Annotated in this window: 14 protein-coding genes; 11 read left to right on the top strand and 3 right to left on the bottom strand. The window is 32.7% G+C overall.

The window, feature by feature from the left end; all coding sequences use genetic code 11:
• Nucleotides 1-37: 37 nt before the first annotated feature.
• From NZ698_RS11865 to NZ698_RS11830, 8 genes are all read left to right on the top strand, one after another.
• Entirely contained in the window at nucleotides 38-514 is a 477-nt protein-coding gene (locus NZ698_RS11865) for a Dps family protein (protein WP_263003344.1), read from the top strand.
• Nucleotides 515-607: 93 nt separating this feature from the next.
• On the top strand, nucleotides 608-1,786 hold the full coding sequence (pncB, locus tag NZ698_RS11860) for a nicotinate phosphoribosyltransferase (protein WP_263003343.1): 1,179 nt from the start codon (nucleotides 608-610) through the stop codon (nucleotides 1,784-1,786).
• Nucleotides 1,787-1,803: 17 nt separating this feature from the next.
• Complete coding sequence (locus NZ698_RS11855; protein WP_263003342.1) at nucleotides 1,804-2,487, top strand: hypothetical protein; 684 nt, start codon at nucleotides 1,804-1,806, stop codon at nucleotides 2,485-2,487.
• 46 nt (nucleotides 2,488-2,533) lie between these two features.
• Entirely contained in the window at nucleotides 2,534-3,070 is a 537-nt protein-coding gene (locus tag NZ698_RS11850) for a YciI family protein (RefSeq protein WP_263003341.1), read from the top strand.
• A 62-nt stretch (nucleotides 3,071-3,132) separates the two neighbouring features.
• Nucleotides 3,133-3,888, top strand: a complete 756-nt coding sequence (locus NZ698_RS11845) for a DUF5995 family protein (RefSeq protein ID WP_263003340.1) — start codon at nucleotides 3,133-3,135, stop codon at nucleotides 3,886-3,888.
• A 17-nt stretch (nucleotides 3,889-3,905) separates the two neighbouring features.
• Nucleotides 3,906-4,601: a hypothetical protein gene (locus NZ698_RS11840; protein WP_263003339.1), complete on the top strand. Its 696-nt coding sequence runs from the start codon at nucleotides 3,906-3,908 to the stop codon at nucleotides 4,599-4,601.
• 53 nt (nucleotides 4,602-4,654) lie between these two features.
• Nucleotides 4,655-6,001, top strand: a complete 1,347-nt coding sequence (locus NZ698_RS11835; protein ID WP_263003338.1) for a DNA recombination protein RmuC — start codon at nucleotides 4,655-4,657, stop codon at nucleotides 5,999-6,001.
• Nucleotides 6,002-6,034: 33 nt separating this feature from the next.
• Nucleotides 6,035-6,802: a TrmH family RNA methyltransferase gene (locus tag NZ698_RS11830; protein WP_263003337.1), complete on the top strand. Its 768-nt coding sequence runs from the start codon at nucleotides 6,035-6,037 to the stop codon at nucleotides 6,800-6,802.
• A gap of 84 nt (nucleotides 6,803-6,886) precedes the next feature.
• On the opposite strand, the gene NZ698_RS11825 is transcribed toward NZ698_RS11830, so the two are convergent.
• Nucleotides 6,887-7,120 carry a hypothetical protein gene (locus tag NZ698_RS11825; protein ID WP_263003336.1) on the bottom strand — a complete coding sequence of 78 codons (234 nt, stop codon included), beginning with the start codon at nucleotides 7,118-7,120 and terminating at the stop codon, nucleotides 6,887-6,889.
• A gap of 182 nt (nucleotides 7,121-7,302) precedes the next feature.
• On the opposite strand from NZ698_RS11825, the gene NZ698_RS11820 reads away from it, so the two are divergent.
• Nucleotides 7,303-8,481 (top strand): hypothetical protein, encoded by a 1,179-nt coding sequence (locus tag NZ698_RS11820; RefSeq protein ID WP_263003335.1) that lies wholly within the window; start codon nucleotides 7,303-7,305, stop codon nucleotides 8,479-8,481.
• On the top strand, nucleotides 8,465-9,043 hold the full coding sequence (locus NZ698_RS11815; RefSeq protein ID WP_263003334.1) for a hypothetical protein: 579 nt from the start codon (nucleotides 8,465-8,467) through the stop codon (nucleotides 9,041-9,043). Before NZ698_RS11820 ends, NZ698_RS11815 begins: the two co-directional genes overlap by 17 nt.
• Here the strand turns inward: NZ698_RS11815 and NZ698_RS11810 are convergent.
• Nucleotides 8,995-9,567, bottom strand: coding sequence for a 5-formyltetrahydrofolate cyclo-ligase (locus NZ698_RS11810; protein WP_263003333.1), 573 nt, complete (start codon nucleotides 9,565-9,567; stop codon nucleotides 8,995-8,997). The genes NZ698_RS11815 and NZ698_RS11810 overlap by 49 nt on opposite strands.
• 211 nt (nucleotides 9,568-9,778) lie before the next feature.
• Nucleotides 9,779-11,128 carry an oxygen-dependent tRNA uridine(34) hydroxylase TrhO gene (trhO, locus tag NZ698_RS11805; protein ID WP_263003332.1) on the bottom strand — a complete coding sequence of 450 codons (1,350 nt, stop codon included), beginning with the start codon at nucleotides 11,126-11,128 and terminating at the stop codon, nucleotides 9,779-9,781.
• Nucleotides 11,129-11,418: 290 nt separating this feature from the next.
• On the opposite strand from trhO, the gene NZ698_RS11800 reads away from it, so the two are divergent.
• Complete coding sequence (locus NZ698_RS11800; protein ID WP_263003331.1) at nucleotides 11,419-12,951, top strand: trypsin-like peptidase domain-containing protein; 1,533 nt, start codon at nucleotides 11,419-11,421, stop codon at nucleotides 12,949-12,951.
• The last annotated feature ends 58 nt before the right edge of the window (nucleotides 12,952-13,009 follow it).

The following is a 13,009-nucleotide window of genomic DNA, read 5'->3' as shown; positions in this document are numbered from 1 at the left end:
AATTTTTCCTGCTTTTAGACATATTAAAAATAAACTTATGAAAAATGCAAACATTATCGGTTTACAGGAAGCCGACTGTCAAAAAATCTCAGAAAAACTCAATATACTTCTGGCCAATTATTCTGTTTTTTACCAAAACACGAGAGGTTCTCACTGGAATATCAAAGGTGAACAATTCTTTACATTACACCCAAAATTCGAAGAATTATACAACAGTCTTGTTTTAAAAATTGATGAGATTGCGGAAAGAATTCTGACTTTGGGTGCAACTCCTGCGCACAATTATTCTGATTATCTTCAGGTTTCAACCATTCAGGAAAGTAAAGAGGTAAGTGATGGTAATAAAAGTGTCGAGATTATTTTAAATTCATTTAAAGTAGTGATCGATCTTCAAAGAGAACTTTTAGACATTACAGATGAAGCCGGTGACGAAGGTACCAACTCTCAAATGAGCGACTACATTACAGAACAGGAAAAAGAAGTTTGGATGTACAACTCTTATTTAGGGAAATAATCTTACAGAAAACAATTAAAATATTTAAAAATCGTCTTACATTTAGACGGTTTTTATTTTTTATTATTAAATTTGCGTTAAAATTACACATATATGCAGGACATCCGTTTAAATTCAATTTTAGATAACGATTTTTATAAAATTACCATGCAAAACGCGGTGGTAAAACTTTTTCCGAGCCAGATTGTAAAATACGAATTTATCAACAGAGGAAAACATCATTTCCCGGAAGGCTTTGACGTTGCATTGAGAGAAATTGTTGCTAAAATGGCAGAGCTTAAACTCACTAAAGACGAAAAAAAGTTTTTGGCTAAAACCTGTCCGTATTTAAATTTACCCTATTTAGATTTTCTTGAAGGATATCATTATGATCCGTCAGAAGTGAAAATCGTTCAAACCGGCAATGACCTTTCAGTTACCGTAGAAGGACTTTGGTACAGAACGATTCTTTGGGAAGTTCCTCTGTTATCTTTAATCAGCGAGCTTCATTATAAGATGAATCACATGGAAAGAGATTCCAACGAAATTGTAATGAATAAAACTCTCGAAAAAGCAAATTCGCTGAATGATTTGGGAGTTAATTTCGCAGAATTTGGAACCAGAAGAAGACATTCTTACAAAGTTCAGAATCTGGTAATGGAAGCTTTAACCCAGAAAAAAGAGTCCACTTTTATAGGAAGTTCAAACGTACATTTTGCGATGAAGTATGGTGTGAAACCTATCGGAACTCATGCTCACGAATGGTTTATGTTTCACGGAGCAGAATTTGGATTTAAAATGGCCAACGAATTGGCCTTGGAACATTGGGTTGACGTTTATCGTGGTGATTTGGGAGTTGCGCTTTCAGATACCTATACGACCGATGTTTTCTTCCAGCAGTTTGACAAAAAATTTGCTAAACTTTTCGACGGAGTGCGTCACGACAGCGGAGATCCTTTCGAGTTTGCAGACAAAACCATTGCTCATTACAAAAACAACGGAATCAACCCTTTATTTAAATACATTATTTTTTCTGACAATTTAAATCTTGAAAAAGTAGAAGAAATTACCAATTATTGTAAAGGAAAAATCGGGGTTTCTTTCGGAATCGGAACCAATCTTACCAATGACGTAGGTTTAAAACCCATGAATATTGTAATGAAATTAATAGGAGTACAATCACTGAACAAAGAATGGATTCCCACAGTAAAACTTTCCGACGAACACGGAAAATATACAGGAGATCCGAAAATGATTGAATTGGCAAAAGAATTTTTGAGAATAAAAGATTAGACTTCATTTTAAACTAAATGCAAATTAAACATTTTGTTATTATTATTTTTCTTCTTTTTTCTTGCACTAAGAGAGATTACGATCATAATGAATTTGAAAACATTAATGTTTCAGATGAAGAACAAGTAAATAATTTTATTCAATTTTTTATTGAAAACTTAGATGACAAAAATGATATTCTTTCATTAATGAAGAATATAAAATATTACGGTAGCAAACTTGAGAAAGATTCAATTTTACTAAAACCTGAAAGATGGCTTATTACAAAAACTCAGCGGGATTCATTATTTACCGATGAAGATTTAGTTTTTGTGAGACAGCAAATAATAGATGAGAAAGATTATTCATTTCAAAGAAAAAACTTTAGGCAAAAAATTGTCAATTCTGATTCTCTGAAAAATGAAAATATTAAATTTAGTAATTGGCAAAGTGAGAAAACTGACTCTTTAAGAAAAATAAGTATTTCAAAAGCAAAAGAATATATTGCAGATGGAGCTTTTAGGGAATATCATTCTTACATTAAAAAAAACACTCCTATTTTATATATCAATAAACCAATATTCTTAAAGGATAAAAACAAGGTTATTTTTTCTTATTATACTTATTCAGGATATTTAAATGCGCGTAGTGAAACTGCAATTTTTGAATTTAAAAATGGTAAATGGTATAAACTGAAAATTATTTATGCAAGAATTAGCTAAAACTTCCGACATTCGTAATTGCTAATAGTTTACGAAAAACATTAAAATGATGAGAAATTTACTTACACTTTTCATAATTTCATTCTCTTTGACATCTTGTTTTATCTATACAAGAGGGGAAGACGGAAAACCGGGAAAACCTGGAGAGGACGGAAAGTCTGGACAAAATAACGCAACTAGAGAAATAATTTCACGATTTAACCAAAAACTGGCAGATTCTCTCGGAGCAGACAAGTACGGAATGAAAGCTTATACAATTGTCATTCTCACAACAGGAACTACAAAAATTGAAGATAAAACAAAAATGACCGAGCTGATGAAAGGTCATATGGAAAACATCGGTAAGTTAGCCAAAGATGGAAAAATAGTTGTTGCAGGACCTTTTTCAGAGAAAAATAATCGAGACTATCGCGGTATGTTTATTTTCAATACAAAATCTAAAGAAGAAGCCGAATCTTGGGTAAAAACAGATCCCGCTGTTTCAGCAGGAGTTTTCAGTTATGAAATTCTCCCTTGGTACGGTTCTGCAGCTCTACCATTATATTTGAAGCATCATGATGAGATTGCTAAAGAAAATCCTTAATTAAATTCTAACTTCTCAATCTGTAAGGTTTTTTCTTATCTTTAAATAAACTAAAAACCAATATGAAAACCATCGAAGAAGTTCTGAAAAAATTAGACGAAATCATCATTTGGAGCAAAGAAAATCAAAGCCCGATTGGATATTTTGCATGCACTTACAGAATTATGACCGCACAGGTTTTAAAAGGAATTCAGCAGAAAAAATTTGAAGATAATCCGAGAATGACGTTGCTTGATCTCGCTTTTGCAAACCGTTATCTTGAAGCCTGGGAAAATTACAGCAAAGGAAAAAAATGCACAAACGCTTGGTATCTTGCATTTGAAGCCACAAAAAATAAAAACCTTCTTATTTTACAGCATATTTTTCTGGGAATGAATGCACATATCAATCTCGATTTGGGAATTTCCGCAGCTTCAGTAATGCCTTACCGAAAAATCAATCCATTGAAAAAAGATTTTGAAACCATTAATTCTGTCATTGCATCAATCAACCAAAACGTTCAGGATTCTTTAAATAAAATATGCTATCCCGTGAACTTGATCGACAAACTTTCTAATGGAAAAGATAATGTGATTTTAGATTTTGCTATTTCAAAAGCAAGAGAAACTTCGTGGGCAACTGCAGTAATTGCTTCAAACACTCCTAATTTTTTAAGAGAATCCGTCATTAACATTGTTGATTATGCCGCTGCTAAAGTTGCTTCACAGATTTTAAATCCGAAATTACTTTCTTCACAGTTGGCTAAAGAATTGAAAAAATGTGAAAGTAATGATGTGGTGAAGAATATTGAAATTTTAGCTTCAACAAAAAATATTTAATTAAAATAAAAAAGTAAATGGGTAAAAGCTCCGATACCTTTTGGGATCAATTTTTTTATATTAAGAATTTTAATCAATATCCTGTACTTTCTTCTTTATTAGAAAATTATGAAGGAGAAAACATTCTGGGTTATGTTTATATTGACCATGAGCAGGGAATTACACTAGAAATTTTAAACCTTTTTACAGAAGAAAATAAAGAGATTGCTATTACAAAAAATTTTGTAGAGGACAAATCGAGAATCATTATTAGGTTTGAGCATTTTGCCGGTATATATTTTGAGCTTGCAGATCTGAAAAAATTGTTCTTGTTAAATATCAACCTTCCTGAATATATCCAATATTATTTGAGATCTGATCTTAAAAAATTCAGAACACATAAAATTTATCAAAAGTTTAGTGCGAAAGGCTTTCCAGATGACATAGCTGTTCTACTCATAGACGAAACACACCAATATAAAACAGAAAAAGTATGGGCAAGAGTTGAATATTTTGATGCAGAAAAAGAAGAAGGCAAAGCTCAATTGCTTGTTCAGCCATTTCAAAAGCTGGGAATAAATAAAGGAGACGAAATATATTTTAAACTTGCAGAAACACAAGATGAGTTAGGTTTTCAGCCAGTTGGATTTTTCCCTATTAAAGAAGAATCACGAAAAGAAAACATAAAAATTCCCAAAGAAAAAACAAATAGAAAGTGGTGGAAATTTTGGTAAAAACTAAGGTTTCCCGTAAACAAATCACCCATTTCTTTTTGTAATTTTGAAAAATGGAGACAACTTATTTAATCATCGGATTTATTTCCGGAGGAATTCTTGGCGCTATAATTTTATATTTTATCTTGAAATCTTCAATGGTTTCAAGAAATTCTTATGATGAATTGAATCATTTATATATTAAAAGCAATTCAGATTTTGAGAATTCAAATTTGAAGATTAATGAGTTGTCTCACAATATTGCTAAAGAAAAAGAAATCAATCTCAATCAATCTGATTTAATGAATGATTTAAAAGCAGAATTTGCGAAAGTTTCTGCCGAAAATACTTTTTTGAAAAATCAAAAAGAAGAAACAAAAAGAATTCAAGAAGAAGGGAAACTACAATTTGAAAATTTAGCCAATAGAATCTTAGAAGAAAAAACCGAGAAATTCACTCTATCTAACAAGCAAAATTTAGACACTCTATTAAAACCTTTAGGTGAAAATCTGGAAAACTTTAAGAAAAGAGTCAATGAAGTGTATGAAAATGAAGCGCGTGAAAGACATTCTTTAAACAGCACAATCAAATTAATGCTTGAACAAACGACAAAAGTTAGTCAGGAAGCAAATAATTTGGCAAATGCGTTAAAAGGACAAACGAAAACTCAGGGAGATTGGGGCGAAATGATCTTGGAAAGAATTCTTGAAGATTCCGGGCTCACAAAAGATCGTGAATATTTCAAACAGCAAACGATTAAAAACGAAGACGGAGACAGTTTACGTCCTGATTTTACTTTAAAATTACCTGGAAATCAATTGGTCATTATCGATTCAAAAGTCTCTCTGAATGCATATGAAAAAATGAATTCGTCAGAATCAGTTGAAGAAAAAGCTCAACTCACCACGCTGCACATTGGTTCTATTAAAAGACATATTGATGATTTAAGCAGAAAAAGATACGACCACATTAGAGAATCGCTTGATTTTACGATCATGTTTATTCCTATTGAACCGGCATTTTTAATTGCAGTTCAAAACGATCAGAATTTATGGAATTATGCCTATTCTAAACACGTCATTTTGGTAAGTCCGACGAATCTGATTGCATTTTTAAAACTCATTTCAGACTTATGGAAAAGAGACGATCTAAGCCAAAATGCTCTGAAAATATCTGAAGCGGGAGCAAAATTATATGATAAACTGGTTGGTTTTGTAGATAATTTAGAAAAGGTTGGCAAAAATATTGACCTTGCTCAGAAAACTTACAATGACGCTTTTGCTCAGTTGTATACGGGGAGAGGAAATTTAATCAAACGAGCCGAAGATCTGAAAAATATGGGTATTCAGAACAAGATCAACAAATCTCTGCCACAGACTTTAATTGAAACTGCAGAAAACCAAATTGATCTTTCTGAGTAAAACTTTCTGCCAAATTTTGCATAATTTTGCGAAATGCTAATCGAAAGTTTTCAAAACGAAAAAATAAAAAACATTACCAAGCTTTTAACCGACAACCGATTTAGAAAAAAATCCGGTGTTTTTGTCGTTGAAGGACAACAGGAGAACGAAAGAGCTCAGAAATATAATTTTGAAGCTACAGAATTTTTCGTTTGTGAAAGTATTTTTAAAAGTAAACTTCCAAAAGAAAAAATACATTACGTTTCCGAAAGGGTTTACGAAAAAATAGCATATAGAGGAAGTTCAGAAGGAATTATCGGAATATATAAAGCCAAAGATGCAGAGTTAAATACATTTAAACCTAAAGACAATTCGACTGTCATTATCGTGGAAGGTGTAGAAAAACCTGGAAATTTGGGAGCAATTCTGAGAAGTTGTGAAGCTTTCGGCGTTGATGCATTGATTGTAACGGATGCAAAAGCCGACTTCTACAATCCGAATGTGATCCGCTCTAGTGTCGGATGTTTGTTTGGAATGCAGGTTTTTCAATCTGAAAATGTAGAAACTCTTGAATTTTTAAACAACAATGGCTTCAACATCTACACGACAATCATGGATGAAACTTCGGAAGATCTTTACAAAAGAGATTTTACACAGAAGTCTGCTGTTTTATTTGGTACAGAGCATTCAGGTCTGAGTGAATTCTGGTCTGGAAAAGGAAAAAACACCTTAATTCCTATGTCAGGAAGCATTGATTCCTTAAATCTTAGTAATGCGGTTGCAATTACCTGTTATGAAACTTTAAAGCAAAAGAAGAATTAGAAACTTATTTTTAAATAAATACAGAGCATAAAAAAACCGCTTCGCTGGGCGAAACGGTTCTTTTATTCTTGCCGTAGCTAGAAATTATTTCTTAACTGCAGTTTTAGCAGAGTCAGACTTAACTTCAACGCTATCTTTCTTAGCATCAGCAGCAACTTTAGTAGAATCGATAGTAGCATCAGCTGTAGAATCGATAGCAGTTTGAGCTGAATCAGCAGTAGTTTCGATTGAATCAGTAGTAGAAGTTGTAGCTTCTCCTTTTTTACAAGCAACTAAAGAAATTGCAGCGATAGCAGCTACGAATAATGACTTTTTCATAATAAATTAAATTTAATTTGTTAATATTGTTTTTAAATCTTTTTCTCTGTTCGGTTATTTGAACAAGACAAAGGTATAGCAGATAGAAAGTTTGTTTATGAAAAATAATTGTAATACCTTTGTAAAACAGTTTTACAAATAAATAACACTGAAAATCAATACATTAATCATTTATCTACAAATTGACTGATTTAGATTTATTACATTTTGAGCAGCTGAAAAAGGACGTTCAGGCTCAATATCTGAAAGAATACACCCCTTCTCATGATGATATATCTAAATGGAAGGGAATTGACATCATATATTTCCAGGAAGATCTTCGAAAAAAGGCTAAAGGTAACATTAGCGAAAAAACATTTTACACCTATTTTAAAAATTCTCCGGTAACAAAATTACCCCGTATTGACATGCTCACTTTATTGAGTATCTATGCAGGTTACGCTTCATGGTACGAATTCAAAAAACAACATCTTTTTGCAGGAGAAATGCTACAGGATGAGCAGGATTTGAATGAAGACGATCGCCGAGAATTGGAAAAAACAGTTTCAAGTGCATTAAATTTGCCGAAAACTGAAAATTCGCAAGTAAAAACCGAAATAAAGACACCTGAAATATTTGATTTACAAAATAAGCCTATTGAAAATCAATTCATTGAACAAAAAACGGTTGCCGAAAATTCCAACAAAAATAAAACTGAAAAACCATCTAAAAAAAGCTATCAAAGAACCGCTTGGATTGCCGCAACATCAGTTTTCGTGATTTTGCTTGGACTTTTAGGATTTAAAGATGAAATTTTTGACAAAACATATACGTATTGTTTTACAGATGCAGACAGAAATCAGAAAGTTCAGAGTACTATTGAAATAAAAGTGCTTAAAGAAAATGAATCTCCTTTATTTTTCAGGATAAAACCAGGTGAATGTTTTTATTATCAGACAAAAGATAAAAACATTAAAATGCAGATCAGCTCAACGATGTATGAAAATCTGGAAGTTAACCGTAATCTTGAGAATGCTCCTGAAGAAGAAACAATCGAATTGAAACCCGATGATTATAAAATGGCGGTGTACTATTTCTCAACAAAAGATGTGAAAGGTGTAAATGCTGTCGAACAATTTAATCTTGTCAGACAAAAGAGAAAGCAACTTGAAAACCTTATCAGTAATGAAGCGGTAATTACTCAGGTTTACGACAGCGACATCTACGGACTTGAATCTCTCGACAAACAAGATTATATCACTCTTGTAACAACCCCTACAACATCACTAAAAAACCTTAACGTTATTGAGATGAAAAGAGATAAAAAGGGTAAAATCATATCTATCAAATTTAAAATATCAACTAATGAAAACAATCAATAAGACTTTGTTTTTCTTTATAGTGATTACACTTGCTGTTATTTCATGTGTAAAAAAAGAAGATTCCGCAGTAAGCGACCTTGATATATTAAGAAATACCAATAATAAAACTGTTCAGATGGACAGTACTCAGGCAATAAACGCAATTACCCTTCAAAAAGTGCAGGATGTTTTAGATCTTTCAACACTGTACCTTTCCGGTGAGAAAAATACTGAAATAGACACTGCGATTTATTCTAAAATTGAAAAATACTTTCAAAAACCCGACAGCACTACTTTTAATGTCCTTTTTAAGGAGCTTGAAAGTCTGCAGGTAAAAAAAGTGAAGGTAAACAATATCAATATTTATCAGGAAATACAAAATAACGACACATTAGATCTTGCAAAATTCAATGTTGAATATTTTGACAAAAAGAACAAATCTATCGGTACGTTTGAGAAAAATGCACAATATACATTGGTTTCAAAACCTGAAAAAACGAGTAAAGAATTTAAATTTTATTTCGTGAATTTCTATCAGCAGTCTTTGAAAAAAGACAGCACTTCAACAGGAGTTACCAAATAATCGACGGGAATATCATTTTCCCAGACGTCATCAATCATATCATCGGGGTCAAAATAATTGACACCGATTTTTTTTGACTTTTCAGAAAGCATTTCAAAAAAAGTATCGTAAAAACCTTTCCCGTAACCTACTCTATTTCCATTTTTGTCACAGTATAAAAGCGGCGTAATGATAAAATCAAAGTCATAGATGTGAGAATCTTCGTTAGAAACAGGTTCGGAAATTCCCCAATTATTGGTTTCAAATTTTGTATCAGAAAAAATTTCAACGGAAATCAATTCCGTATCAACAATTTTAGGCACGAAAACCTTAATGCTTCGACTTAAAAAATATTGAATAAAGCTTTCAGTTCTGATTTCATTAAATTTTTCAATGGGAATGAAAATATGGATTTTCTGTCCTGAAATTGGTTTAAAATAATTAACGAAATTCTCGAAAATCTTTTCAGACAACGATAAAACCTCATCTTGCGACAATGCTTTTCTTTTCTCAAGATATAGTTTTCTGATTTCCGATTTTATCATATTCAAATTTAAATAAAATAACGTTGCATCATTGAGTTTGGTAACTATTTTACAGAGATAGCGCTCCGATGGAGCGCTGAATATTTTGACAATTTGTTTCTACACAGATACAACTTCTACGAAGTTTTCGTAGTAATTCTATAACCATTCACAAAAAAAGTTACACCCCGTAGAATGTAACTTGTAGATTAAACCAAATAAGATGATTATCCTAAATTTTATATATTTTATCTGACAAACGAACTCTGAATGGAAGTTCAAAAGTAACCTGATCTCCAACTTTTGCATTTTCACAAGTTTCACCATTCACATGAAGTTCAGTAATCGTAATTTCCTGATCACCGGTAGTCGGTCCCGAAATCAAAACTTTATCACCCACTGAAAGTTCGTTATTTTCAATTAAAAACTGTGCAATTTTCGATTTTGTGTAATAATGTTCTGCTTTGCCAATCAATGATTTTTTGATTGAAATTTTTTGACGAATATTTTTAGAAATTGCTTTTGCTAAAGGTTTATCAGGTAAATCTCCGGAGTTTTTGAAGGTTAAAGCATCAGATTTTCCTTTTCTGAATACTTTATTGCCAACCTGCAATCCTTTTCTTAATCGTAATTGCTCTGCAGCGGGTAAATGAGAAATATCTAAACATTCTGTAGAGCAACAATTTTCCATAGTCGCTTTACATTCGTCACATTGAATGAACAACAAATGACAAGCATCATTTGCACAATTGGTATGGTTGTCGCAAGGTTTTCCACATTGATGACATTGAGAAATAATATCATCAGTAATTCTTTCACCTAATCGATGATCAAATACAAAGTTTTTCCCTAAGAATTTACTTTCAACACCTTCTTCTTTTACCTGACGTGCATATTCTATAATTCCACCTTCTAACTGGAAAACGTTTTTAAAACCTTGATGCTTAAAATAAGCACTTGCTTTTTCACAACGGATTCCGCCTGTACAATACATTAAAAGATTTTTATCTTCTTTGAAATCCTGTAATTGTTCATTGATAATTGGCAAACTCTCTCTGAAAGTTTCTACATCGGGAGTAATTGCACCTTCGAAATGACCAACTTCGCTTTCGTAATGATTTCTAAAATCAACTACAATTGTATTCGGATCTTCAAGCAAATTATTGAATTCCTGTGCTTTTAGGTGAATTCCTTTATTGGTAACATCAAATGTTTCATCGTTTAAACCGTCGGCAACGATTTTGTTTCTGACTTTGATTGTCAATTTTAAAAAAGAGTGATCGTCTTGTTCTACGGCAACATTCAAACGAATTCCTTTCATGAAATCGTAAGCTTCCAATGTATTTCGAAAATCTTCCAAATGATCTGCAGGAATACTCATTTGAGCATTTATTCCTTCATTAGCAACGTAAATACGACCAAGAGCATCAAGTGCATTCCAGGCTATAAATAATTGGTCGCGAAATTTTTTGGGATCTTCAATTTTGGCATACGCATAGAAAGACAAAGTAAGGCGTTGCTTACCGGCTTCATCAATAAGTTGAGCTCTTTCTTCTGCGCTTAAGGTGTTATACAGTTGCATGCTATAAACGTTTTAAGTGAGAAAAATATTTTTGCAAAGATAATATTTTTTCAATTGAGTCACATAATGACAAATGACACTTAATGTAGTGGAAAAAATGTCAGTTTTTATTTAATTAAATCTTAAGCTTTGTTAATAAAGCTTTCAGGAATTATGACTAACTGCACAAAATGGGAGAATTCTCGTTAAATTTTAGTTAAAATTGAAACACAGCATATTAATTGCATACTTATTTAGCATTAAATTTGTGTTCGACAATATTATAAATTAAAAACAAAGCAGATAATACAATGAAGAGTACTTTCAAAAAACTTTTACCATTTGCCGTTGTAGGGGTTATCTCAGGAGCTACCACAGTTGGCATACAACAATACATAGGTCATGATTCCAGCAACGTTGACCAATCTTATTTTACAAGTTCAAAAAACGCCTCTTTTGTAGGGATGAATACCGCAGCAGTAGGTGATGATTTTGTAAAAGCTGCAAAGACGACAGTTCCTGCAGTAGTAACAATCAAGAATTATCAGACAAGAAGTGCAAACAGAGCTTCCGATCAGGATCTTTTTGATTATTTCTTTGGTGATCCGTTCGGAGGAAGAGGTCAGCAAAGACAAAAACAGCCACAGCAGCAAGCTCCGGACAATATGCCTTCGGGAATGGGTTCGGGTGTGATTATTTCGCCAGATGGTTATATAATTTCAAACAACCACGTTGTTGCAGGTGCAAACAAACTTGAAGTTGTTTTAAGCAATAAAAAATCTTACATCGCAACATTGATTGGCACAGATCCGAATACGGATATTTCTCTATTAAAAATTGAAGAAAAAGGTTTGCCATTTTTAAATTTTGCAAATTCAGATAATATCGATATCGGACAGTGGGTTTTAGCAGTTGGTAATCCATTGGGTTTAAATTCTACTGTGACAGCGGGTATTATTTCTGCGAAAGGAAGAGGAATTGGAATTTTGGGAGGACAGGGCAAAGCAGCTAATCCAATTGAAAGTTTTATTCAGACCGATGCAGCAATCAACCCTGGAAACTCAGGTGGAGCTTTGGTAAATGTAAATGGAGATTTGATTGGAATCAATTCAGCGATTTCTTCAACGACAGGATATTATCAAGGATATGGATTTGCCGTTCCTGCGAACCTAGCGAGAAAAGTTGTTGAAGATATCAAGAAATTCGGAATTGTGCAGAGAGGTTTCTTAGGAGTAAATTCTTTAGACCTTTCAGACCAACAGCAAGTAACAGGATATAACCAACAGGAAAAAGCTAACCTAAAAGTTGGTTCAGGTGTTTATATCAGAGGATTCTCATCGAATAGCGGCGCTCAGGATGCAGGATTGAAAGCTGGAGATGTGATTACAAAAATTGATCAGATGGAAATTACTGATTTTGCAGATCTATCTATTTCAATCGGAAGTAAACGTCCCGGAGATAAAGTACAGGTTACTTATCTGAGAAACGGAAAAGAAAATGTGACTACAGTAACATTAAAAGATCAAAACGGCGGTACTACTGCAAGATCAAAAGCAGACCTGAGTGTAACAGAAAAAATAGGAGCAGAATTCGAACCTCTTAATGATCGTTTTAAAACAGAATATGGCTTAAACAGCGGTGTTGTTACCAAGAATGTAACGGAAGGAAGTGAGATGGCTAAAATTGGTATTGTTGACGATTATATCGTTATTGAAATTAATGGGAAACCAGTTAATTCTCAAAAAGATGTAGAAAAGCTTTTAGATAAATACCAAGGAAATGTGCAGGTGAAATTTGTAGACAACTACGGTAGAATTTATACAAAAGGATTTAAAATGCCTTAGTAAAATTGAAAAGTTATTAAAACAAAACCGCGCGGCAGTCAAGAACTGTCGCGCGGTT

Origin of the sequence: Chryseobacterium edaphi (genome assembly GCF_025628985.1) — a bacterium.
In the GTDB taxonomy this organism is placed as follows: Bacteria; Bacteroidota; Bacteroidia; order Flavobacteriales; family Weeksellaceae; genus Chryseobacterium; species Chryseobacterium edaphi.
Note: the sequence above shows the minus strand (reverse complement) of the source record. Positions and strands in the feature narration are given on the sequence as shown.

Bases quoted from the DNA above. Each gene is read 5' to 3' on its own strand.
- NZ698_RS11865 (WP_263003344.1), top strand. From the start codon at position 38: ATGAAAAATGCAAACATTATCGGTTTACAGGAAGCCGACTGTCAAAAA.
- pncB (WP_263003343.1), top strand. From the start codon at position 608: ATGCAGGACATCCGTTTAAATTCAATTTTAGATAACGATTTTTATAAA.
- NZ698_RS11855 (WP_263003342.1), top strand. From the start codon at position 1,804: ATGCAAATTAAACATTTTGTTATTATTATTTTTCTTCTTTTTTCTTGC.
- NZ698_RS11850 (WP_263003341.1), top strand. From the start codon at position 2,534: ATGATGAGAAATTTACTTACACTTTTCATAATTTCATTCTCTTTGACA.
- NZ698_RS11845 (WP_263003340.1), top strand. From the start codon at position 3,133: ATGAAAACCATCGAAGAAGTTCTGAAAAAATTAGACGAAATCATCATT.
- NZ698_RS11840 (WP_263003339.1), top strand. From the start codon at position 3,906: ATGGGTAAAAGCTCCGATACCTTTTGGGATCAATTTTTTTATATTAAG.
- NZ698_RS11835 (WP_263003338.1), top strand. From the start codon at position 4,655: ATGGAGACAACTTATTTAATCATCGGATTTATTTCCGGAGGAATTCTT.
- NZ698_RS11830 (WP_263003337.1), top strand. From the start codon at position 6,035: ATGCTAATCGAAAGTTTTCAAAACGAAAAAATAAAAAACATTACCAAG.
- NZ698_RS11825 (WP_263003336.1), bottom strand. From the start codon at position 7,120: ATGAAAAAGTCATTATTCGTAGCTGCTATCGCTGCAATTTCTTTAGTT.
- NZ698_RS11815 (WP_263003334.1), top strand. From the start codon at position 8,465: ATGAAAACAATCAATAAGACTTTGTTTTTCTTTATAGTGATTACACTT.
- NZ698_RS11810 (WP_263003333.1), bottom strand. From the start codon at position 9,567: ATGATAAAATCGGAAATCAGAAAACTATATCTTGAGAAAAGAAAAGCA.
- trhO (WP_263003332.1), bottom strand. From the start codon at position 11,128: ATGCAACTGTATAACACCTTAAGCGCAGAAGAAAGAGCTCAACTTATT.
- NZ698_RS11800 (WP_263003331.1), top strand. From the start codon at position 11,419: ATGAAGAGTACTTTCAAAAAACTTTTACCATTTGCCGTTGTAGGGGTT.